General features: G+C 66.0%; 22 protein-coding genes and 1 tRNA gene. 13 read left to right on the top strand and 10 right to left on the bottom strand.

Translation table 11 applies throughout. The annotated features are described in order from the left end of the window. Nucleotides 1-28 precede the first annotated feature (28 nt). The 3 genes from cpaB to AC5RT4_RS08730 form a co-directional block, all read right to left on the bottom strand. The gene (gene cpaB / locus AC5RT4_RS08740; protein WP_494105481.1) at nt 29-754 is read right to left on the bottom strand and encodes a Flp pilus assembly protein CpaB; all 726 of its coding nucleotides are present in this window, start codon (nt 752-754) and stop codon (nt 29-31) included. Nucleotides 755-844: 90 nt separating this feature from the next. Then, the gene (locus tag AC5RT4_RS08735) at nt 845-1117 is read right to left on the bottom strand and encodes an FmdB family zinc ribbon protein (RefSeq protein WP_494041899.1); all 273 of its coding nucleotides are present in this window, start codon (nt 1115-1117) and stop codon (nt 845-847) included. Nucleotides 1118-1230: 113 nt separating this feature from the next. Then, the gene (locus AC5RT4_RS08730; RefSeq protein ID WP_494105480.1) at nt 1231-1851 is read right to left on the bottom strand and encodes a 5-formyltetrahydrofolate cyclo-ligase; all 621 of its coding nucleotides are present in this window, start codon (nt 1849-1851) and stop codon (nt 1231-1233) included. A 108-nt stretch (nt 1852-1959) separates the two neighbouring features. On the opposite strand from AC5RT4_RS08730, the gene galU reads away from it, so the two are divergent. The 4 genes from galU (at nt 1960) to AC5RT4_RS08710 (ending at nt 4671) form a co-directional block, all read left to right on the top strand. Next, the gene (galU, locus tag AC5RT4_RS08725; RefSeq protein ID WP_494105479.1) at nt 1960-2865 is read left to right on the top strand and encodes a UTP--glucose-1-phosphate uridylyltransferase GalU; all 906 of its coding nucleotides are present in this window, start codon (nt 1960-1962) and stop codon (nt 2863-2865) included. Nucleotides 2866-2869: 4 nt separating this feature from the next. Further along, entirely contained in the window at nt 2870-3490 is a 621-nt protein-coding gene (locus AC5RT4_RS08720; RefSeq protein WP_494105478.1) for a GNAT family N-acetyltransferase, read from the top strand. Nucleotides 3491-3571: 81 nt separating this feature from the next. Beyond that, nucleotides 3572-4489 carry a hypothetical protein gene (locus AC5RT4_RS08715; RefSeq protein ID WP_494105477.1) on the top strand — a complete coding sequence of 306 codons (918 nt, stop codon included), beginning with the start codon at nt 3572-3574 and terminating at the stop codon, nt 4487-4489. Between the two features lie 109 nt (nt 4490-4598). Beyond that, a tRNA-Ala gene (locus AC5RT4_RS08710) sits at nt 4599-4671 on the top strand. A gap of 37 nt (nt 4672-4708) precedes the next feature. On the opposite strand, the gene corA is transcribed toward AC5RT4_RS08710, so the two are convergent. Further along, complete coding sequence (gene corA, locus AC5RT4_RS08705; RefSeq protein WP_494041894.1) at nt 4709-5704, bottom strand: magnesium/cobalt transporter CorA; 996 nt, start codon at nt 5702-5704, stop codon at nt 4709-4711. A 155-nt stretch (nt 5705-5859) separates the two neighbouring features. After that, on the bottom strand, nt 5860-6408 hold the full coding sequence (locus AC5RT4_RS08700) for an Lrp/AsnC family transcriptional regulator (protein WP_494105476.1): 549 nt from the start codon (nt 6406-6408) through the stop codon (nt 5860-5862). A 168-nt stretch (nt 6409-6576) separates the two neighbouring features. Here AC5RT4_RS08700 and AC5RT4_RS08695 point away from each other — a divergent pair, with 168 nt between their 5' ends. Continuing rightward, entirely contained in the window at nt 6577-7818 is a 1242-nt protein-coding gene (locus AC5RT4_RS08695) for an MFS transporter (RefSeq protein WP_494105475.1), read from the top strand. Between the two features lie 14 nt (nt 7819-7832). Here AC5RT4_RS08695 and AC5RT4_RS08690 read toward each other — a convergent pair whose 3' ends face one another. Next, the gene (locus AC5RT4_RS08690; protein WP_307094416.1) at nt 7833-8336 is read right to left on the bottom strand and encodes an Lrp/AsnC family transcriptional regulator; all 504 of its coding nucleotides are present in this window, start codon (nt 8334-8336) and stop codon (nt 7833-7835) included. Between the two features lie 51 nt (nt 8337-8387). Continuing rightward, a complete protein-coding gene (locus tag AC5RT4_RS08685) occupies nt 8388-9656 on the bottom strand; it encodes an MFS transporter (protein WP_494105474.1) in 1269 nt (422 codons plus the stop codon). Between the two features lie 106 nt (nt 9657-9762). Between AC5RT4_RS08685 and AC5RT4_RS08680 the strand changes: the two genes are divergently transcribed. Beyond that, nucleotides 9763-10722, top strand: coding sequence for a LysR family transcriptional regulator (locus AC5RT4_RS08680; RefSeq protein WP_494105473.1), 960 nt, complete (start codon nt 9763-9765; stop codon nt 10720-10722). An 85-nt stretch (nt 10723-10807) separates the two neighbouring features. Then, nucleotides 10808-11746, top strand: coding sequence for an N-acetylglucosamine kinase (locus tag AC5RT4_RS08675; RefSeq protein WP_494105551.1), 939 nt, complete (start codon nt 10808-10810; stop codon nt 11744-11746). A gap of 15 nt (nt 11747-11761) precedes the next feature. On the opposite strand, the gene AC5RT4_RS08670 is transcribed toward AC5RT4_RS08675, so the two are convergent. After that, nucleotides 11762-12778, bottom strand: a complete 1017-nt coding sequence (locus AC5RT4_RS08670; protein WP_494105472.1) for a pirin family protein — start codon at nt 12776-12778, stop codon at nt 11762-11764. Nucleotides 12779-13014: 236 nt separating this feature from the next. Here AC5RT4_RS08670 and AC5RT4_RS08665 point away from each other — a divergent pair, with 236 nt between their 5' ends. The 6 genes from AC5RT4_RS08665 (at nt 13015) to AC5RT4_RS08640 (ending at nt 18850) form a co-directional block, all read left to right on the top strand. Beyond that, complete coding sequence (locus AC5RT4_RS08665) at nt 13015-14115, top strand: ABC transporter ATP-binding protein (RefSeq protein WP_494041888.1); 1101 nt, start codon at nt 13015-13017, stop codon at nt 14113-14115. Beyond that, nucleotides 14115-14846 (top strand): ABC transporter permease, encoded by a 732-nt coding sequence (locus AC5RT4_RS08660; protein WP_494105471.1) that lies wholly within the window; start codon nt 14115-14117, stop codon nt 14844-14846. The genes AC5RT4_RS08665 and AC5RT4_RS08660 overlap by 1 nt, the downstream gene beginning before the upstream one ends. Next, nucleotides 14843-15589 carry an ABC transporter permease gene (locus tag AC5RT4_RS08655; protein ID WP_494041886.1) on the top strand — a complete coding sequence of 249 codons (747 nt, stop codon included), beginning with the start codon at nt 14843-14845 and terminating at the stop codon, nt 15587-15589. Before AC5RT4_RS08660 ends, AC5RT4_RS08655 begins: the two co-directional genes overlap by 4 nt. Then, entirely contained in the window at nt 15586-16548 is a 963-nt protein-coding gene (locus AC5RT4_RS08650) for an ABC transporter substrate-binding protein (RefSeq protein ID WP_494105470.1), read from the top strand. Before AC5RT4_RS08655 ends, AC5RT4_RS08650 begins: the two co-directional genes overlap by 4 nt. A 173-nt stretch (nt 16549-16721) precedes the next feature. Continuing rightward, nucleotides 16722-17942: a pyridoxal phosphate-dependent aminotransferase gene (locus AC5RT4_RS08645; RefSeq protein WP_494105469.1), complete on the top strand. Its 1221-nt coding sequence runs from the start codon at nt 16722-16724 to the stop codon at nt 17940-17942. 53 nt (nt 17943-17995) lie between these two features. Continuing rightward, on the top strand, nt 17996-18850 hold the full coding sequence (locus tag AC5RT4_RS08640; RefSeq protein ID WP_494105468.1) for a polyphosphate kinase 2 family protein: 855 nt from the start codon (nt 17996-17998) through the stop codon (nt 18848-18850). Nucleotides 18851-18876: 26 nt separating this feature from the next. Here AC5RT4_RS08640 and AC5RT4_RS08635 read toward each other — a convergent pair whose 3' ends face one another. Further along, nucleotides 18877-19095 carry an exodeoxyribonuclease VII small subunit gene (locus tag AC5RT4_RS08635; RefSeq protein ID WP_494041882.1) on the bottom strand — a complete coding sequence of 73 codons (219 nt, stop codon included), beginning with the start codon at nt 19093-19095 and terminating at the stop codon, nt 18877-18879. Continuing rightward, nucleotides 19088-20446 (bottom strand): exodeoxyribonuclease VII large subunit, encoded by a 1359-nt coding sequence (gene xseA, locus AC5RT4_RS08630; RefSeq protein ID WP_494105467.1) that lies wholly within the window; start codon nt 20444-20446, stop codon nt 19088-19090. Before xseA ends, AC5RT4_RS08635 begins: the two co-directional genes overlap by 8 nt. Between the last annotated feature and the right edge of the window lie 63 nt (nt 20447-20509).

The raw sequence follows: 20509 nt of genomic DNA, 5'->3' as shown, positions 1-20509 counted from the left end.
ACCGGGGCCGGCCATGCTTCCGCGGTGGCTAGGGCCCAACGAGGACGAAAAACAGCTTGCCCTGGGTGGAAGCGCCGGCCAGCCGTGCAGCCTGCTCGGCGCTGGCGGCCACCACGATGAGCCCGTCCGTCTCCGCCGTGCCCAGCCACTGCCCGCTCCCGCCGCCCTTGCCGGAGGTCCACAACACCGGCACAGCCGTAGCCAGGACTTCGGACGGTGCCAACTGGTCGAAGCCGTTGCCCGCCGTCAGCACCACGTTCACCAGCTGGCCCGGCGAGACGAGCTGGATGGACGACGGATCAGCCATGCGCAGCGGAACTGCTGCTGAGCCCGGCGGCGTGCCGGCCAAAAGCCCGGGACCCAGCAGCTGGGCGTCCGTCAGCAGCTGTCCTTTGCGCAGCGGAGCCGCCAGCTGCTTGCCGGCCAACCCGCTTTCGTTGTCCAGGAAACCTGCGGCCATCATGGCCGGCGGCACCTGAACCTGCGCTAGATCTGCCGGTGCCATTGTTGAACCGGCGGGAAGATCCCTGGCAGCGGCCAGGGCAGTGACAGTGTGGACGGGCGCGGGGGTGAGCTGGTGGACGGTGATGGAAGCCGCTCCACACAGCAGCAACGCCGCAGCAAGCCGCCGGTTCCGGCTCAGCCACCTGCCGAACCAGGCCGCGACCGACCTGCGGCCGGAGCTGACAGGACGCCGAGGGGTGCGCGGATGACGTGAGGCAGCGCGGCCGGGGCCAAGAAGGTTAAAAGGCATGCGCCTACGCTACGGCTGCGGGAATGACCGCAACAGGAGCGCGGAGCGCTATGTGGACAAGCCGGTCCGGCCGGCGTCGAATGGCCTTGCTTAGCTGGCTGCGGCCGCCGGAGCGGACGCGGCAGGCGCCGCAGCGGGAGCGGGCGTTGCAGCCGCGGGGGCCGGCGAGACCGTGCTTCCCTTCGAGTCCCGGGAATCAGTGCGGTAGAAGCCGGAGCCCTTGAACACAACACCCACGCTGTTGAACTTCTTGCGCAGCGTCCCCTGGCATTCGGGGCACGAGGTCAGCGTGCTGTCCGAAAACGACTGGACGATATCGAAGGCATGGCCGCAATCCTTGCAGGCGTACGCATACGTTGGCACTGGTGCTCCTCCTCTTGGGCAAACGAGAGGTCCCGTGCTGCGCGGTCATACCGTTAGCAGTCGCAGGGCCTGAGTGCTAATTCTATCATCTCCGCAACAACGCGCTGCGGGACCTAGTGGTGCCCGTTGAGCTGCCGGAACCCGGAAGGTGCCAGGACGGCAGGGACGGGGCGGTCGAACTCCTCCTCCGGGATTTCACCGACGGGGAGCAATTCTTCGTCATAGATAACGGCCGCGAGCGGAATATCCTTCCCCGCTGTTGCCAGATGCCCCAGAAACTTGTCGTAGTACCCCCCGCCTTGCCCAACCCGGTTGCCGGCAAGGTCGACGGCGGTGGCCGGGATGAAAAGGGCGGCGGCGGTTCCTGCCACATCGGGTCCATGCCGGTCGCCGATCGGTTCCAGGATGGGCGCGTACCGGCTCTGCTCAAAACCGGCGTCCGGGTTCCAGAAGACCCACGCCAGTTCCCGCCCGGGTTCGCACACCGGGAGCAGGACCCGGTGGCCGTTGGTGTGGAGTGCGTCGATCAACGGAAGGGTGGGCGGTTCCACGCCGACCCCAAAGTAAACGCAGAACGTGGCAGGAGCTCCACCGGCCAGTGAGGCGGCCCAATCCACGCCATGGCGGGCGATTCCTGTCCCTGCGGCTTCCAATTGCTGCGGGGTCAAGGCTGCCCGCCGCAGACGGTGTGCGGTACGGATCCTGGTCTTGGTTGCCTTCGCATCCTCAAGCACGCTGTACTCCTCCATCGCTCGCCGTTCGGCGGTAGGTCTGTGCCGCAGGGGCTGCCCCCGGCCGTTCAATGATTACTGAATGCTTGACGCTGACGTTAGATTAGTCGGGTGACTACCAGTAACCCGAGAGTTCGCAAAGCCGTTATCCCCGCTGCCGGACTCGGCACCAGGTTCCTGCCTGCCACCAAGGCCATGCCCAAGGAAATGCTTCCGGTCGTGGACAAGCCTGCCATCCAGTACGTCGTTGAGGAAGCCGTGAACGTGGGCCTGAACGATGTCCTGATGATTACCGGGCGGAACAAGCGGGCCCTGGAAGACCACTTTGACAGGGTGCCGGCGCTCGAATCCACCCTGGAGGACAAGGGCGACACGGCGAAGCTTGCGTCCATCCAGGCCGCCAGCAACCTCGGCGACATCCACTACGTCCGCCAGGGCGACCCGAACGGCCTGGGCCATGCCGTGCTGCGTGCAAGGCAGCACGTGGGCAACGAAGCCTTCGCCGTCCTCCTGGGCGACGACCTCATCGACGCCCGCGACGAACTCCTCAGCACCATGATCGAGGTGCAGGCGAAAACGGGAGGGTCCGTCATCGCGCTCATCGAGGTGGACCCGTCCCAGATCAGCGCCTACGGCTGTGCCGATATTGCAGAGATCGACGGCGAGGGCTTTGTCCGCGTCAACCGCCTCGTGGAGAAACCCTCCGCCGAGGAAGCCCCTTCCAACCTTGCAGTCATTGGCCGCTACGTGCTGCACCCCGCCGTCTTTGACGTCCTCGAACGCACCGGACCTGGCCGTGGCGGCGAAATCCAGCTCACTGATGCCCTGCAGGAGCTCGCGTCCGGCGACGGCGAGGGGCAAGGCGTCTACGGCGTTGTCTTCCGGGGACGCCGCTACGATACGGGCGACAAGCTGAGCTACCTCAAGGCCTGCGTCCAGCTCGCCATCGACAGCGAAGACCTCGGTCCGGGCCTGCGGGAGTGGCTGCCGGGCTTCACCGCCGGCCTGTCCAAGTAGCACCGTGCGGCCCGGCCCCATCTGGCCCGTGACCCTGGAGTGCGGCGACCTGGTCCTGAGGCCCATCAGGTACCGCGACAAAAAGGAGTGGACGGAAGTCCGGGCCCGGAACAGTGAATGGCTGGCGCCATGGGAAGCTTCCAACCCGGACCCGGCCGGAGGCCTCCCTGATTACCGGCAAATGGTCCGTTCGCTGAACTCGCAGGCGGCCCAGTCGACGGCCCTTCCCTTTGTCATCACGGAGAGGGGTCCCGCCAGCAGGAACCCTGCGATCGTGGGTCAGTTGACTGTTTCCTCAATAGTCTGGGGATCGGCCATGATGGCGACACTCGGGTACTGGGTGGACCAGTCGCGGGCGGGGCAGGGGATAGCGCCCACTTCCGTGGCCCTGGTGACCGACCACTGCTTCCGCGCCCTGGGGCTGCACCGAATGGAAATCAACATCCGGCCGGAGAACGGTCCCAGCCTGCGGGTAGTTGAGAAGCTTGGTTTCCGGGATGAGGGTTACCGGCCGCGCTATCTGCACATCAACGGCCAGTGGGCGGACCACCGGTCTTTTGCCTTGACCTCAGAGGAAGTTCCGGAGGGATTGCTGCACCGCTGGCTTGCCTCCAGGCCGTCATAAATCCAATGATTTGTCGGCCGCTCCACGACACACCGCGGCCAATGCGGCTGCAGCCGACATGATGCTCATACGGTTTTGAGTGTGGACTTCCCCCTTAGCAGCTCAGTGATCCTTGTGGTTGCCGTTGTGCTCTGGATTGTATGGGTTGCCCCTTACGTCCTCCAGAACCGCCGGCACCAGTTCCAAACCGCCGGCGACTTCTTGGCAGATGCCCCCGCCGATGAAATACCGGACCCGCGAGCCGGGCTGGTTTTGAAGGTCGCCGCCCAGCAGGAGAAAGCCATGGACACCAGGAAGAGCACCGGATCCGCGACGCCCGGAGCCACAGCTGCGCCAACGCGCCAGTTCCGCTTCCGATACGGCCGCACCGCTCTTGCCCTGACAGGACTGGTTTCCTTGCTGACCGCGTTCATTTCTGCGGTACTGCTGGTGTTCGGACTTGGTGCTCCAGCTCTTCCTCTCGCCTGCGCGGCCCTGGCCGCGGCGTCCGTGGCCCTTCTTCGCTGGCTCGCTGTCCGGGACCGCAAGGCCAAAGTGGACGCTGCTTTCCGCTCCGCCATGAGCGCACCTGCGCCGGTGCCGGCTGCAGCACACGTCCCGCCGAAGCCGGAAGCTGCGCCGGTACGCACCGAAAGTCCGCTGTTCGACGCTGAGGCAGACAAGCCCAAGGCGAAGCCCCTGACAGCTGTGGAACTCCGTGAGGCGGCCCTTGCCGTTGCCGTGGCTGCCGGTGACACCAGTGCAGTGCAGGCTGCGCCGGCCAGCACCTGGGAGCCCGTGGAGGTACCCAAACCGGTTTACGTCGAGGCTGCCAAGGCTGAACGGCCCGCACCCGAGCCGCTTGAGTTGCCGGAGGCACCGAAGGCCACAGGGAAGCCCTCCCTGAAGCAGGGCTCCGCAGCCGCTCCTGCCGTCGCCGTCCCGGACGCCCAGCAGGTCAGTAAGGCCCAGAGCGCGCTCAGCAATCTCGACGACGTCCTCCAGCGCCGCCGCGCCTGACCATCTGGTTCCACGCCCATTGCCGCAGGGGCGCCGGTTGGCGTTGGGCCGGGAAAATTTGTAGCCTAGGTTCACCGGTGCCGCACCTGAAGAAAAGCGGCTGGTTCCCGGGGTTATAGCTCAGTTGGTAGAGCGCTTCGTTCGCATCGAAGAGGTCAGGGGTTCGAATCCCCTTAGCTCCACAAAGTTTCCGCCGGGCGCGTGCCCTGCTGCCTTCCCCTACAGCCAGCCCTTCTTCTTGAAGATGGCGTACATTACGGCGGCCGTCGCTGCCATCAGGCCGATTGCCATTGGGTAGCCCAGTTGCCAGTGAAGTTCGGGCATGTGGTCGAAGTTCATGCCGTAGACGCCGGCCACAAAGGACGGAGCGAAGAAGATCGCCGCCCAGGACGAGATCTTCTTGACCTGTTCGTTCTGTTCGGCGCTTGCCTCGTTCTGACGGTTGGCGGTGAGGGTGCCGTCCAGGGTCAGGGCGTTCTGCAGCAGGTCACGGAAGGAGTCCGCCCTGGAGATCACCCGCTCCACGTGGTCCTCCACGTCGCGCAGGCTGTGCCGGAGGTTGCTTTCCACGCCGTACTTTTCGAACCCCCGCTCGAGCTGGTGCAGCATGTCCGGCAGGGGGTGGATGGCCCGCTGGAACTGGATCACCTCGCGGGCGAGTTCGTAGATGCGGCGCGATACGGTGGTGTCGCCGCTGAACAGCTGGTCTTCAATCTCGTCGATGTCATTTTCAAGCCCGGCCACCACCGGCCCGTAGTCATCCACTACCCGGTCCAGCAGGGCGTAGAGAACGGCCTCCGGCCCGTGCCGCAGGAGGTCCGGCCTGCTTTCCAGCCGCTGCCTGACCCGCGCCACGCCGGCCGTTTCAGCATGCCGCACTGTTACGACAAAGTTCTTACCCGTGAAGATATGGAGTTCACCGAACTCCACCGTCTCCGTCGCATCCAGGTACCGGGCAGGTCGAAGCACAGTGAACAAATTGTCTTCGTAGCGCTCGAGCTTGGGACGCTGGTGGGCGGAGATGGCGTCTTCCACAGCCAGCGCATGCAGTCCGAACTCAGCAGCCACCGCCGCCATTTCCTCGGCGGTGGGGCGGTAGAGGCCGATCCAGGCCATCCCGCCGTGGTGCGCGAGGGTCTCGAAGGTCTGCTCCAGGTTCTCGGGCTCAGCGTGGCGTATGCCGTCCACGTAAACGGCGTTATCGATGATGGTCATGGCCGGCTGTTCTCCGCCGCTGGGATGCCCGGCATCAGGACCCCGCCCCGATGATTGCTCCGGAGGCGATCATGGCCAGCGTGGCGATGAACGCTGGCAGTACGGCGGGCCAGTTGATCTGCGAAACGTTTGAGAGCCAATCCATTCTGAAAATCCTAGCTGTCCGCCCCTGGCCGGCCGGCCCTCGGGGGTTTTGCAGGGCTGTGTTGCCCGGCACCGGTGGCTTTGGTGCCCGCGGCTTTGGTAAGGCCACTGATCAGTGGCTCGGTCCGGTAGGGGATGTGCGTGTGCAGTGCCAGCACGGTTTCGGTACGGATGACGCCCTTGATCTTCAGGACCTGCCGCAGGGCCGCCTGGAGGTTGTGGGTATCCGTGGCCACTACCCGGCACCAGACGTCGCCCCGGCCGGAGATCTCGTGCACTTCCAGAACCTGCGGAATCAGCCGGAGTGCCCCCACCACTCCATCCAGCTCGCGGTGCGAAACTTCGATGGTCACGAACGCCACCACGTCGTAGCCCACCGCCTCAAGATCCACCTCGCGGCCCCCGGACCGCAGGACCCCGGCGCGGAGCAGCCGGCGTACGCGCGATTGCGCCGTGTTCCGGGCAACCCCGAGCGCATCGCTGAGCTCACCGATCTGGATCCTGGGGTCCCGGATGAGCTCCAGGAGAATCCGGAGATCCGTGGGGTCCAAACTATTCAAATGGTCACTCTCCATCACTGCGGCACCGGATACTTGATGATTCTGCTCAATTCTGGCATCACTTTTCGATCGGAAGCGCAGGGATGCTGCATTGTAGAGCCATCAGGTGTTCACCCGTGGCGGGCTCCCACAAGGACCACCTGCCACGGCAGCAGCAAAGGCGGCACAATGACGGTTTTCAGTGAACTACGCATGCGTCCGGTTCCAGCCACAACGGCAGGGTGGGATGCGTCGGTCACTGCCCGGCTGGTGCTCGCCGGTGCCGTCATTTTCACCCTCCTGGTGGGCGCCAACCTCGCCACGCCCCTGTACCCGCTGCTGCAGGCGGAACTTGGGCTGTCGCCGCTCGACGTCACTGCTGCCTTCACGAGTTATGTTCTGGCCCTGGTGGCCACGCTGATGCTGGCGGGGCACTGGTCGGACCACATCGGGCGCCGGGCTGCCCTCATCCTTGCCGTTATTGCCGGCCTGGCCGGCGGCTGGCTCTTTGCGGAGGCACAGAACCTGGCCGGGCTGTGCGCCGGCCGGGCGCTGCAGGGTATCGCTGTTGCCCTCGCTACCGGCGCCAGTGCCGCTGCCCTGCGTGAACTGCTGCCCTCCCGCCCGGAGTGGGCCTCCCGCTTCACGCTGCTGGCCTCTGCGGGGGGAGTGGCTGCCGGTCCGGTCATCGGCGGGCTGCTGTCCCTGCTGCCCGGGGCCACGTCGGCTCCGTACTACGTCCACGCCGCAGTCCTGGCCGCCCTGCTGTTCCCGCTGTACCTCCTCCGGGCACGGCCTGCCATCCAGCCGCCGGCAGGCCCCAGACCGCTGCACCTGCTCGCGCCGCGGCGGCCTTCCGTCACGCGGGAGGCGAGGGGCGCATTCTGGCTTGCGGCCGCCGTCGGCTTCCTGAGCTTCGCGGTGTTCGGCTTCTGCCTCTCGCTGGCCCCCGGCTACTTTGCCCAAATCCTGGCCGTCGAGAGCCGCCCGCTAATCGGCGTGCTGGCCGGGCTGACTCTCGCGGCGTCAGCGCTGACCCAGCTGGTGACCCTGCGGGGCCGCTACGTTGTTCCAGGCGGGCTTGCCGTCCTGGGTGTCTCGGTTCTCCTGCTCGGCGGGGCGGGCGCCTGGAACAGCCCCGCGCTGCTGGTGGCGGCGAGCCTTGCCGCCGGCGCCGGACAGGGCCCCGCCTTCCGCACCGTCTTCAACGACGTGGCCGCCCGGGTAGAGCCCGCCCGCCAGGCCCAGACCATCAGCACGGTGTACGTCATCACCTACCTGGGCAGCGCCGTCCCGGTCCTGGGGCTCGGCTGGGCCTCGGGCGTGTTCGGCCTGGCGGCTTCCGTCACCGGATTCGTAGTGCTGTGCGGCTCGGCAGCGCTCGTCATGGCTGCCGTCACGCTCGGCCAGGCAGTACGCGCCCGGAACTAGCCGCCGGATCCCTGCTACTCCGGGAGCGGCCCGTGGTTGCCCTGGATGTGTTCGAACACCAGCGTGGTCTCGGTGTGGCCCACCACCGGATCGGTGGCGAGGTTATCAAGCACCCAGTCCCGCAGGTCCTCGGTGGTGGCGACGGCGATGTGCAGCAGGTAATCCACTGAGCCGGAGGTATGGAAGGTGGACAGGACTGCCGGCAGATGCGGGACGCGTGCGGTAAAACGGTCGATCTGGTCCCGGTCATGCGCACGCAGCCGGACCGCTACGAGGGCCTGCACCGACCTGCCAATGGAGGACAAATTGAGCTTTGCCTCGAACCCCTGGACGATGCCCCGCTCCGTCAGTGCACGGGTACGCATCAGCGCTGTGGACGGAGCAATGCCCACCAGTTCGGCAAGCTGCTTGTTGGAGATCCTCGCATCCTCCACCAGCGCAGCAAGGAGCCGTTCGTCGATGGCATCAAGAGGCTCCAGGTGCACTCCCGGCCTGACGTTCCTGGCATTCGTGCTCACGGCAGCTCCTCTAAAAGTTCCTGCGTTCATCCTAGACGCAGGCGGCCGCATTCAGGCTGTGCCCCCGGCCTGCCCGGGCTGGACAACGGCCTGGGCGCGCGGGTGGACGACGGCGACAGTCACCGCGGTGAGGCACGCGAGGATCATGACAGCGGCCGCCAGGGCGTTCCAGCCATGGGACTGGAAGAGCAGGCCCCCGGCCCAGCCGATAAGACTCGACCCCAGATAGTAGGCAAGGTTGTACAGCGAGGCCGCCTGTGCCCGTCCGGTGCTGGCGATGGCGCCCGTCCAGCCCGCGCCGATGCTGTGGGCGGCAAAGAAGCCGCCGGTGAAGACCACGAGCCCCGCGAGGATCAGTCCCAGCGACGGCGCCAGCGTGAGGGCGAGGCCCGCCGTCGAGAGGGCAAGACCGGCGAGCAGCACATTGCGGCGCCCAAAGCGCATAGTGAGCCCTGCTGCCCAGCGGGAGGTGACGGTCCCGGAAAGGTAGGCCAGGAAGATGAAGCTGATGATGGTGGTTGGCAGGCCGAAAGGCTCACCTGAGAGCCGGAACCCCAGGTAGTTGTACACAGCCACGAAGCCGCCCATCATCAGGAAAGCCTGGACGTAAAGGGCGGCCAGCCGGATGTTGCGCAGGTGCCCGCCGAGGGTCCGCGCAGCCCCGCGAAAGCCGGCAGCCCGGGAGGCAGTGAACCCCCGGGCCTGCGGCACCAGCAGCAGGAAGGCAACTGCAGCAAGCGTCGCCAGGACGGAGACAGCAAGGGCGGCGGCACGCCACCCCCATAACTCCCCGGCGGGTCCGGCCACCAGCCGGCCGGCCAGGCCGCCAAGCGTGGTGCCTGCAACGTAACTTCCCGCAGCTACGGCGGCGTGGGCCTTCGTGACCTCCTCGTTGAGGTAGGCGATGGCTATGGCGGGGATGCCGCCGAGCGCCATCCCTTCGAGGAGCCGCAGGCTCAAGAGCACGGTGAAGTTGGGGGACAGGGGAACCAGCAGTCCGAGCACGGTAGCCCCGGAGATTCCCCACGTCATGGCCTTGACCCTGCCGATCCGGTCCGCCAGGAAGGACCAGGGGATCACTGTTACCGCCAGCCCCACGGTTGCAAGGGAGATGGTAAGCGCGGCCTCTGCGGCAGTGATGTCCAGGTCCGCTGCGAGGATCGGCAGGACAGCCTGGGTGGAATACAGCTGGGCGAAAGTTGCCACCCCGGCGAAGGCAAGGCCCGCGATGATCCGGCCGTACGCCGTCGAGCCCTTGGCATGACCCTCCCACCCTGCCGGGGAGGTCGGGCGGCCTGGGTTCGGACGGCTATGGGGCATTCCGCAAGCGTAGAACGGCGGGAGGCGTGTCTCCAATGCATCTTTTATGCCAGACTCATATCAAATTCGGAACGATGGCCCGTTCGGGTCGGGAGCAGGAGGAGCCGTGGAGCCCGACCATAAACAGCTGGTACAGCTCCTGCCGCTCCTGCCGCTGCTGGCCGAACTTGGCCGGACCGAGCATGTCACCGAAACGGCCGGACTCCTCGGGGTGCCCCAGTCCACGGTGAGCCGGGCACTGGCACGGGCCAGCGCCGTCGTCGGCACCGAACTGCTGATCCGGGACGGCAGGGGAGTGCGCCTCACCCCGGCGGCCCGGTCCCTGCTGCCCTACATTGAGCGGGCGCTGGGCGAGTTCCGGGCCGGGCTGGACGTGGTCCGCAACGAGTCCGATGTTGTCCGCGGCAGGATCTCCGTCTCTTTCCAGCACACCTTTGGTGAATCCACCCTCCCGCTCCTTATCAGCGCTTTCCGCAGCCGACACCCCGGCGCCGTCTTCACCCTCAGCCAGGGAGCGCGTGACTCCTGCCTGGCGGAACTGGCAGCCGGCGAGGCCGACCTTGCCCTGACGGCACCGGTTGCTGCGGCAGGACGGAACCTCTTGTCCGCCCTGCTGTACCGGGAGCCCCTGCGCCTGGTCGTCCACCACACCCACCCGCTTGCGGGACGCCCGGTTGCCTCTGTCGCAGACATCCGCGCCGACCCCTTTGTGGCGCTCGGTCCGGGCTACGGTATGCGCTCGCTGACTGATGCCTTGTTCCGGGAGGCCGGGTACCGGCCCCGCATTGCCTTCGAAAGCCAGGACTCCCACACCGTCCGGGGCCTCGTCTCCGCCGGACTGGGCGTCAGCATCCTGCCACCCGGAGGTGACGCTCCCGGCCGTAAAGTAAGGGCGGAAACGGGCAACCTTGGCTGGGTGGAGGTGCCCCTGGACTCTGAACTGGCCTTCCGCGACGTGGGCCTGAGCTGGCGGCAGCGAAAAGCGGAGGCGGAACCGGCCGCTGTCCGCTTGTTCCGGGGGCTGGTTCTCACGGAGGGGCCCGAACTCCTGTCCGGGCTGGTGTAGCGGCGGTCCCCTCCGGCACGCGCTGGAGGGACAGAGCGCGGACCTCCGCTGTCCATGTGCCCAGTACCCTTGTGACGTGACGAACATCGAAAACCCCGCCTCACGGCCCGCCGACCCGCTCTCACCTCCGCCCGGCGCACCGCACGGCGTGATCATCGGCCTAGATATCGGCGGAACCAAGACGCGCGGAATCCGCTTCGAGAACGGCGTTCCGGTCCTGGATGAATCCGTTGGCAGTTCCAACGTCCAGAACGTCACCCGTGAAGAGGCAGCCGGCAACCTTGCGGGTCTTTTCGGGCTGATCGGCGGCGAGGGTGTGTCCCACGTGTACGCCGGGTCCGGCGGCATTGATACGGAGGAAGACGCCGCGGCCCTCGCAGCGCTGATTGAACCGCACGTCCCGGGGGCGCAGATTACTGTGGTGCATGATTCGCGCCTGCTGCTCGCCGCCGGCCACGCCAGCACCGGTGTTGCTGTGATCGCGGGAACCGGCTCGGCGGCCTGGGGGAAAAATGCCGACGGCGGCGAGGCCCGGGCAGGCGGCTGGGGTTACCTTCTGGGCGATGAGGGCAGCGGCTACTGGCTGGGCCGCGAGGCCGTGCGCCACAGCCTGCGGCGGATGAACCAGGGCCTTCCGGTTGACCAGCTCACCGCCGCCCTCCTGCAGTCCTGCGGCGTGGACCATCCCAACAAGCTGATTGCGCTGTTCCACTCCCCGGACACCGGCCGCCGGTTCTGGGCGCAGCAGGCGAGGCACGTGGTGGACGCCGCGGCTGCCGGCCATGCCGCAAGCCAGGAACTGCTGGAGCAGTCAGGCAAGGACCTAGCTGCGCTGGCGGTGCAGGTGTTGCAGCAGCTGAGGATCCCCGGCCCGGTAATCCTGGGCAGCGGCCTGGGCATGAACGTGGTGCCCCTCCAGGAGGCATTCCGGCGGCACCTGGCGGAAGCCGGCGTGACGGATGTCCGGGTCCTGGACCAGGATCCGGTGTTCGGTGTCCTGCAGTTGCTGGCAGAACAGGCCTGAACCGCCGGAACGCCCCTACGGCACGGCCCTTTTCCGTGGCGTGAGCCTCACGGCAGGCAGCGGAGGAGCGGGAATGCGGCCGGCCTCCGGGCCAGCGTCGGGACCGTGGCCGTGGACAAGGCCATAACGGGCTGCTGTCATCTCCAGGTCGGGCAGGTCGGCCTGGGCTTCCCACTCATCACGGGCCTGCTCCACCTCATCGTGCTTGCGCCCCACGAAGTTCCACCACATCAGCAGCTCCTCCTGGAACGGCTCGCCGCCAATCAGGAGGAAACGGGTATCTGGCAGCGCCTCGATCTTCAGTTCCCGCCGGCCGGTACCGAGGTAGCCCAGCGGTCCGGGCGGAACTTCCTGCCCGTCCAGCGTCAGCCCGCCCTCGAGCACCAGGATGCCGTGCTCAAAGTGCTCATTGAGGGGGAGCGCCGCCCTCCCCCCGCACGAGACGTCCGCTCCCACAATCGGCGAGTACATGGTGGCCGGGGAAGCAACGCCGCCGAGTTCGCCCACCATGACGGTGGCGCTGAAGCCGTCGCCCTCGAGTTTGGGCAGGTCGCGGTGCTGTTCAAAAGCAGGCTGCCGGTGCCGTTGCCCGTCCGGAAGCGCTACCCACAGTTGCAGGCCGCGCTGCAGCGGCAGCCCGCCCTCCGGCGGAAGAACGGCAAATTCAGAATGGGAGACGCCGTGCCCCGCCGTCATGATGTTCAGTTCGCCCGGCCGCACCACCACGTCACTGCCCACGCTGTCCCGGTGCCTGATGGTCCCGGCCATCGGCCAGGTTACCGTCTGCAGCCCGATGTGCGGGTGCGGAAGAACGGACATGGCAGTCCTGTCGGGGCCGAAACTGTCCAGGAAGCACCAGGCACCGATAGTGGGAAGCCCGCGCTGGGGCAGCGTCCGCTGGACATTCATCGCCCGAACTCCGCCCAGCGGTACTTCACGCTCGGGCCACAGCTGCAGGCACGGGCCGGAGCTTCCTTCGGGCTGCGCCGGCGGACAGACTTCCTGCTGCGGAGAAACTTCCAAGTTGGTCACCTCCCCACTTTAGGCCGGGCGGCTGCTCCGCGGTATGTCCCGTTCGCCCAGCTCCGGGCCAAGCACCCATCCGGCAGATGACCGGCCCCGAATGGTTACAGTAGGGATTCCTTTGCCCGGATTCGGGTGCGCTGGAGGTGTTGCAGCGTCCGGTTTGGGTTACCGTAACTATCAGCGTGCTGTGACAAATTGCGTTGCTTTCCGAAGCCGCCCAACAGAACAGGTAAGTCCACACCATGGACCAGGCCATGATCGAGTTTCAGAGCGTCACCAAGCAGTACCAGGGCGGGCAACCGGCCGTGGACGAGCTCACCATGTCCATCAGCCCGGGTTCCATCACCGTCTTTGTTGGGCCCTCCGGCTGCGGCAAAACCACCTCGCTGCGCATGATCAACCGCATGGTGGAGCCTACGTCCGGTGTCATCACCGTGGGGGGCAAGGATGTCACGTCGGTCCCGGCGCCGGAGCTGCGGCGTTCCATGGGATATGTGATGCAGTCCTCCGGACTCTTGCCGCACCGCTCGGTGCTGGACAACATTGCCACGGTGCCAAGGCTCAACGGCGTGGCCAAGTCCGCCGCAAGGAAACGTGCCGAGGAACTGCTTGACGTCGTTGGCCTTGCCCCCTCCCTGGGCAAGCGCTACCCTTCACAGCTCTCCGGCGGCCAGCAGCAGCGCGTGGGCGTGGCCCGGGCGCTTGCCGCCGATCCTCCTGTCCTCCTGATGGATGAACCCTTCAGCGCCGTGGATCCGGTGGTCCGCGATGAACTTCAGCAGGAACTCCTGCGGCTTCAGAAGGACCTCGCCAAAACCATCGTCTTTGTCACCCACGACATCGACGAAGCCACAACACTGGGCGACAAGGTGGCCGTCTTTGCCACCGGCGGGAAGCTTGCGCAGTACGCCACTCCGGAAGAGATCCTGCGGGCGCCGGCAAATGACTTCGTGGCCTCCTTCGTGGGGCGGGACCGCGGCTTCCGCCACCTGGGGTTCACCCCGTCCGACGGCGTGAGTGTCCACCCGGTGCCAACCCTGGTCCGGGGCGCCAATGGCAGCTTCGACACTGGTTCCTCGGCCGCCGGGTGGCAGCTTGTGGTGGATCCTGACGGGCGTCCGCTTGGCTGGGCCGGCCCCGGGAACGGCAACGCCCTCATCCCCGGCGGATCACTGTTCCGTCCGGGGGAGAGCCTGCGCCGGGCCCTTGATGCCGCGTTGTCCTCACCGGCAGGACTGGGTGTAGCTGTGGATGCCGACGGCCGGGTTCTCGGCGTCGTCAGGGGCGGTGAAGTCCTGGCCCTCATCGAAGAAGCGCGCCAGGTCCGGCAGGCTGCGCTCTGATGGAGTGGTTCCTTGCCAACAGCGGCATGGTCCTGGAGCGGGCGGGCCAGCACATGGTGCTGGCCCTGGTGCCCATGGTCCTGGGGCTGGTGATTTCGATTCCGCTGGCGCAGCTGGCGCGGCAGCACCCCGTGCTCCGCTCGGTGGTGCTCACGGCGTCGTCGCTGCTTTACACGATTCCCTCGCTGGCATTGTTCATCATCCTGCCCACCGTCCTGGGAACCAGGATCCTTGATCCGCTCAACGTGGTGGTGGCACTGACAATCTACGCCGTGGCCCTGCTGGTCCGGGCTGCGCTGGACGCCTTCGACTCGGTGGATAAGGATGTCAGCCAGGCCGCCGTCGCCATGGGGTACAAGCCGTTTGCGCGGTTCCTGCACGTGGACCTTCCGCTGTCCCTGCCGGTCCTCTTCGCCGGCCTCAGGGTGGTTTCCGTCAGCAATATTTCGCTGGTCAGCGTGGCCGCCCTGCTGGGCGTCGGAAATCTGGGGATGCTCTTCACCTCGGGGCTGCAGCGCGGTTTCGTGACTGAAATTGTGGTGGGCATTGTTGCCATCCTGGTCCTCGCGCTGCTGATGGACGCCATCCTGGTCCTCCTTGAACGGCTGCTGACCCCCTGGGAACGGGCCGGGAAGGGCCGCAAAGCGCAACCGGCAGCCGGCAGCGCGGGAGAAGCGGTTGCCGGGGCACGCCGTCTTTCGGAACCGAAAACCGGAGGCGGAAACGCATGAGCAACGTCTTCACGGATACCTTTGCCTGGCTCGCCGATCCGCTGCACTGGACCGGGAGCGCCGGCATTCCGGCGCGGCTGGCCGAGCACCTGCAATACACGGGCCTGGTAATGCTCATTGCGGCTGCCATTGCCGTCCCGGTGGGCCTCTACGTGGGCCATACAGGCAGGGGCAGGGTGGCCATCGTGGCGCTTGCCGGTGCCCTGCGGGCCCTTCCCACCCTCGGCCTGCTGACGCTTTTTGTCCTGCTCGCCGGAATCGGACTGATGCCGCCCATCTGGGCACTGGTGATCCTCACCGTGCCGCCACTCCTGGCCGGAACCTATGCAGGAATAGCCAGTGTGGACCGCAACGTGGTGGACGCCGCCCGCGCCATGGGAATGACCGAACTGCAGGTCCTGTTCCGTGCCGAGCTGCCCAATGCCCTCACAGTGATGTTCGGCGGCTTCCGGACCGGTGTGCTGCAGGTGATCGCCACCGTCTCCGTGGTGGCCTACATCAATCTGGGCGGCCTGGGACGGTACCTGTTTGACGGACTCGTCCTCAGCGACTTCCCGCAGATGCTGGGAGGATCGCTGCTGATCGCCGTGCTGGCCATCGGCGTCGATCTTGTCCTGGCCCTAATCCAGAGGCTGTTCCTGACATCAGGGGCCTCGAAGCAGTCCCACCGCAGCCAGCAGGCTGCGGTCGATCTCAGAGACCCCGTTGTCGCGGAGTCTGTGGCACAAGGAGGTAAGTCATGAAAGAAAGCCGACCACAAGCCTTTGGCAGGCGGGCATTCGGCGGGATGGCCGCTGGCGTTGGCCTGGCATTGGCGCTGTCCGCCTGCGGCGGATCGTCCGATCCGCTCAGCCAGGCCCCGGCCACCACCGGCACGGCCTCCGGGGGAGCCACCTCGCTGGTGATTGGCTCGGCGGACTTCCCCGAGAGCCAGATCATCGCCGAACTCTACGCAGGGGCGCTGAACGCCGCCGGCGTCACGGCCAGCACCAAGCCGAATATCGGCTCCCGCGAGGTCTATTTCAAGGCGGTACAGGACGGGTCAGTGGACGTCATCCCGGACTACACAGGGAACCTGCTGCTGCATGTGGACAAGGAAGCCAAGGAGGTTTCGGCGGACGAGATCGCCAAGGCCCTGCCGGACAAGCTGCCGGGCGGCCTTGCTGTGCTGGAAGCTGCCAAGGCCGAGAACAAGGACGCCATGGTGGTCACCAAGGCAACCGCGGAAAAGTACCAGCTTAAATCCATCGAGGACCTGGCCAAGGTCTGCAGCGAGATCGTGGTTGGGGCACCGGCTACCTTCGCAGAGCGCGCCTACGGGCTGCCGGGCCTGAAGAGCAACTACAACTGTGAGCCCAAAAAGCTGGAGCCCTTCAGCGACGGCGGTGGCCCCGTGACGCTCAAGGCGCTGCTCGAAGACCAGGTGCAGGTGGCGGACATCTACACCACCACCCCGTCCATCGCCGACAACGACCTCGTGGTCCTGGAGGATCCAAAGAACAACTTCATCGCCCAGCAGGTCATCCCGCTCTACAACGAAGCCAAGATGACGGACAAGGCGAAGGAAGCGCTCAATTCGGTGTCGAGGACCCTCACCACCGAGGACCTCACTAACCTCAACCGTGCAGTCAGCGGCAGCCAAAAACAGGGCGCCAAGGAAGCGGCTGATGCCTGGCTCAAGGACAAGGGCATCGTGAAGTAGGAGCGAACTTAACTGCTTTGCCGCAACGACGGCGGCTGCCGGACTTTGCGGGTCTCCGGACTCCCTGCCCGGCAGCCGCCGTCGTTGTACTTAGCCAGCGGGCGTGCGCGGCGCGGCAAGGCGTGTGGTTGACGTCTCAGTGGAAGCCATCCCTCCTGTGGCATATTTGATGGATGGCAGAATACAAGCAGTCCACGAAGCTCAACAACGTCCTTTACGACATCCGTGGACCGATTCTTCAGGCCGCCCAGCAGATGGAGGCGGAGGGTCACCGGATCCTCAAGCTGAACATCGGCAACCCGGCGCCGTTCGGCTTCGAAGCGCCGGACGCCATCCTGGTGGACATGATCCGCCACCTGCCCCACGCCCAGGGCTACAGCGATTCCCGGGGCATCTTCTCCGCCCGCACCGCCGTCTCGCAGTACTACCAGACCCGCGGTATCCAGAACATCCATGTCGACGACATCTACCTGGGCAACGGCGTCAGCGAGCTCATCACCATGTCCCTGATGGCCCTGCTCGATGACGGCGACGAGGTACTGATCCCCACGCCCGACTACCCTCTGTGGACTGCGTCTGTGGCGCTCGCGAGCGGAAAACCGGTCCACTATCTCTGCGACGAGGAATCCGGCTGGCAGCCCGACCTCGAGGACATGGAAGCCAAGATCACGCCCCGGACCAAGGGCATCGTGGTGATCAACCCGAACAACCCCACCGGTGCCGTCTACCCCGAAGAGACGCTGAAGAAAATTGTGGCGCTGGCGGAGAAGCACGGGCTGGTGATTTTCGCCGACGAAATTTACGAGAAGATCCTGTACGAGGACGCCGTCCATATAAACCTGGCGAAGCTTACGGGCGACCACGTTCTCTGCCTCACCTTCAGCGGACTGTCCAAGGCCTACCGCGTTTGCGGCTACCGGGCCGGGTGGATGGCCATTTCCGGCCCCAAAAAGGATGCCGCGGATTACCTTGAGGGCATCAGCCTGCTGGCGAACATGCGGCTCTGCGCCAACGTTCCGGCCCAGCACGCCATCCAAACGGCGCTCGGCGGTTACCAAAGCATCAACGACCTGATCCTGCCCGGCGGCCGTCTGCTGGAACAGCGCAACAAAGCCTATGAGCTGCTGAACGCCATACCCGGCGTGAGTACCCAGCAGGCCAGGGGCGCCCTCTACCTCTTCCCCCGGCTCGACCCGGAGGTGTACCACATCAGGGATGACGAAAAGTTCGTCCTCGACCTCCTGCGCGAGCAAAAGATCCTGGTATCCCACGGCCGCGCCTTCAACTGGGTACGCCCAGACCACTTCCGCATGGTCACGCTGCCCAACGTCAAGGACATCGAAGAAGCCGTTGGCCGGATGGGGGACTTCCTAAGCAGGTACCAGGGGAACTAGCCTGTGGTCACGGGTGCCACGGGCCCCGTGTACCTTCGCGGAAAGGACCCCTCATGGCCGGCGTCGTCCAGTTCGAACAGCATCCCTCCGAAACCCTCCGGGCAGGGGAGGGGTTTTCGCTGGAAAGCGTGGATCCCGACTCCACTCCCGGCTACATCGGCCGCAAGCAGGACGGGCAGGTGCTGCTTGCGGAACTTGACGATGACCTGGGCGAACTGCAGGAGAAGCTTTTCGCCGAATCCCGCTTTGGCGGTAATAAGCGGATCCTGCTGATCCTGCAGGCCATGGATACCGCCGGCAAGGGCGGAATCGTCAATCACGTCATGGCGGCCATGAATCCGCAGGGTGTCCAGTTCAAGGCCTTCAAGGCGCCTACGGAGGAGGAGAAATCGTACGACTTCCTGTGGCGCATCGAGAAGGAAGTGCCGGCAGCAGGAATGGTGGGTGTTTTTGACCGCTCACATTACGAGGACGTGCTCATCCACCGGGTCCACGGCTGGGCAAGCCCCGACGAACTCAAGCGGCGCTATGAAGCCATCAACGAATTCGAGGCCCGGCTGACGGGCTCGGGGACCAAAGTGGTCAAGGTCATGCTCTACATCAGCGGGGAAGAACAGAAAAAAAGGCTTCTGGCCAGGCTTGACGACCCGGCGAAGCACTGGAAGTACAGCCGCGGTGACCTCGAGGAGCGGGCCTTTTGGGATGACTACATGAAGGCCTACCAGGTAGCCATAGAAGAAACCAGCACCCCTGAGGCGCCGTGGCACGTAGTGCCTGCCAACAAGAAGTGGTACGCCCGGATCGCCGTCCAGCAATTGCTGTTGGGGGCGCTGTCCGAACTGAACCTTGAGTGGCCCAAGGCGGACTTTGATGTCGCCGTGGAACGGGAAAACGTCGCCCGGTCCTGACTCCGCTTATACCCCGCACTGATGACCTACAGCGGCTGGTCGCGGGCAGCGGCCAGCCGCTTCCTCGCGCCTTCCAGCCATTCCTCGCAGCGCGAAGCCAGCGCCTCGCCCCGTTCCCACAACGCCAGCGATTCCTCAAGGCTGGCCCCGCCCGCCTCCAGCCTGCCCACCACCGCCACGAGCTGCTCCCGTGCTTCTTCATAGCTCAGCGCAGCGACGTCGTTTCCTGGCTCTTGTTCAGTCATTGGGTTCTCCTTGGTGCGTGCCCGGCTTGTGCGGGGCTGAGTCTGATGAAGGGGGGCCGGTGGAGGTGGCGCCGAAGCGTCCTTCTGCAACCCTGACCGAGAGCGGCGTGCCCGCCGGTGCTTCGGCCGGGCGGCGCACCACCGCATGCCCGGAGGTGCCGCGGCCTGCTGCCAGTGCGCCTGCGAGTTCGACGACGGCGTACCCCCTGTCGAGGGTCTTCTGCGGCGACAGCGCACGTACCTGTGCTTTCAGGTGCCCGAGCTGGTCAGCTGCACGGGCCACTGTGGAGCTCACCGCCGCGGAAGACCTTCGGAGCAGCCGCTCAATTTCTTCCGCGCGCATGGTCACCAGGCCCTCAGGCGCAGCCATGACCGGCCTTGAATGAAGGGATGCCAAGCGGTCCGATTCCCGGTCCACGAGGCGCTCCAGGCACCGGCGCAGCTGCTCCCGTGCCTGTCGCACGCCCGCTAGTTCCTCCGAGACTTCGGGCACGATCCTCTTGGCCGCGTCCGTAGGGGTGGAGGCACGAAGATCAGCGACGTCGTCGAGCAGCGGCCTGTCCGCCTCGTGGCCGATGGCACTGACCACCGGCGTGGCAGCGGCTGCCACAGCGCGAACCAGTTCCTCGCTGTTGAAGGGCAGCAAGTCTTCCAGCGCACCGCCCCCGCGGGCGATGACAATGACGTCCACCTCGGTGCGGGAATCCAACTCCCGCAGGGCCCGGACAATCTGGGACACGGCAGTGTTGCCCTGGACGGCCACTTCGCGGATTTCGAACTCGACGGCGGGCCATCGCAGGGCGGCGTTGCGGAGGATGTCCTTTTTGGCATCGGAGTCGCGTCCGGTGATGAGGCCAATGCGGTGGGGCAGCAGGGGCAGAGCCTTCTTGCGGGAGTCCGCAAAAAGCCCCTCGGCGGAGAGGGCCTGGCGGAGGCGCTCGATCCTGGCAAGGAGATCACCCAGACCCACCGGCCTGATATCCCGGACCAGCATGTTCAGCCGGCCCGTCTTGATCCAGAACTCTGGCTTCAGCAGGGCAACCACCCGGGAACCGCGTTCCAGCGGCAGGTTCTGGCGCTCCAGCACTTTGGTCCACACTGAGGCCGGCAGCGAAACTTCCGCGTCAACGTCCCTCAGTGTGAGGTAGGCGTTGGTGCCGCGCCGGTTCAGTTCGATGACCTGGCCTTCAACCCATGCCGAGGGCGTGCGGTCGATGTGGGCTTTCAGCTTCTGGGAGAGGAGCTGCAAGGGCCAGGGGTTGTCCGGCGTGGTTTCTGCCGCCGTCGCAGGCAGGGTAGTGGGCGCGGTCAGCTGCTGGTCCGGGAGCGGAAGTGAGGCCTGTTCAGACATGCGAACTCCCTTGCGGGGCTGGAGTTGCGGGCATGGGGTCCTTCGTCTGTTGAGCGGCGGTCA

The sequence above is a fragment of the Arthrobacter sp. sptzw42 genome, assembly GCF_059089685.1.
The sequence above is the reverse complement of the archived record's forward strand: the minus strand, read 5'-3'. Positions and strand labels throughout refer to the sequence as shown.

Excerpts from the sequence above, each read along its gene's own strand:
- AC5RT4_RS08660 (WP_494105471.1), top strand. The coding sequence starts at position 14,115 with ATGGAGTGGTTCCTTGCCAACAGCGGCATGGTCCTGGAGCGGGCGGGC.
- AC5RT4_RS08640 (WP_494105468.1), top strand. The coding sequence starts at position 17,996 with ATGGCCGGCGTCGTCCAGTTCGAACAGCATCCCTCCGAAACCCTCCGG.
- AC5RT4_RS08665 (WP_494041888.1), top strand. The coding sequence starts at position 13,015 with ATGGACCAGGCCATGATCGAGTTTCAGAGCGTCACCAAGCAGTACCAG.
- xseA (WP_494105467.1), bottom strand. The coding sequence starts at position 20,446 with ATGTCTGAACAGGCCTCACTTCCGCTCCCGGACCAGCAGCTGACCGCG.
- AC5RT4_RS08685 (WP_494105474.1), bottom strand. The coding sequence starts at position 9,656 with ATGCCCCATAGCCGTCCGAACCCAGGCCGCCCGACCTCCCCGGCAGGG.
- AC5RT4_RS08650 (WP_494105470.1), top strand. The coding sequence starts at position 15,586 with ATGAAAGAAAGCCGACCACAAGCCTTTGGCAGGCGGGCATTCGGCGGG.
- AC5RT4_RS08695 (WP_494105475.1), top strand. The coding sequence starts at position 6,577 with ATGACGGTTTTCAGTGAACTACGCATGCGTCCGGTTCCAGCCACAACG.
- cpaB (WP_494105481.1), bottom strand. The coding sequence starts at position 754 with ATGCCTTTTAACCTTCTTGGCCCCGGCCGCGCTGCCTCACGTCATCCG.
- AC5RT4_RS08645 (WP_494105469.1), top strand. The coding sequence starts at position 16,722 with ATGGCAGAATACAAGCAGTCCACGAAGCTCAACAACGTCCTTTACGAC.
- AC5RT4_RS08635 (WP_494041882.1), bottom strand. The coding sequence starts at position 19,095 with ATGACTGAACAAGAGCCAGGAAACGACGTCGCTGCGCTGAGCTATGAA.
- AC5RT4_RS08655 (WP_494041886.1), top strand. The coding sequence starts at position 14,843 with ATGAGCAACGTCTTCACGGATACCTTTGCCTGGCTCGCCGATCCGCTG.
- corA (WP_494041894.1), bottom strand. The coding sequence starts at position 5,704 with ATGACCATCATCGATAACGCCGTTTACGTGGACGGCATACGCCACGCT.